Below are 521 nucleotides of genomic sequence, written 5' to 3'. Positions count from 1 at the left end.
TGCTCTTTGAAAACTACACAGAAGAAGAAAAGAACGAACCTCTTTTTGTAAAAAAAGAGAGTTCACTTAACGAGTATGTTAGAACACTTGTTTAGGCAAAACGTGTGAACACTTTAAAAGTGAGACGAAAGTCAAGCTACAAAGGGCATACGGTGGATGCCTTGGCGCTAAGAGCCGATGAAGGACGGGATAAGCTCCGAAAAGCTGCGGGGAGTTGCAAGTAAGCTTTGATCCGCAGATGTCCGAATGGGGGAACCCAGCAGTCGTAATGGACTGTTATCCAGTACTAGATACTGGAAGGGAACCCGGGGAACTGAAACATCTAAGTACCCGGAGGAAAAGTAATCAAACGAGATTCCCGAAGTAGCGGCGAGCGAACAGGGAAGAGCCCAAACCAAGAGAGCTTGCTCTTTTGGGGTTGTGGACCAGCATCAACTTTGTCAGGCCTAGTTGAATCATCTGGAAAGATGAACCACAGAAGGTAAAAGTCCTGTAGGCGAAAGGCAGAGCAAAGGGGCTGG

At 47.0% G+C, this 521-nt stretch carries 1 rRNA gene; it reads left to right on the top strand.

What is annotated here, in order from left to right:
• Positions 1–129: 129 nt before the first annotated feature.
• Positions 130–521: ribosomal RNA gene (locus AC0MXB_RS18315) — 23S ribosomal RNA — on the top strand; the annotation flags it as partial.

Source organism: Pelorhabdus sp. sgz311001 (assembly GCF_055901755.1).
Note: the sequence above shows the minus strand (reverse complement) of the source record. Positions and strands in the feature narration are given on the sequence as shown.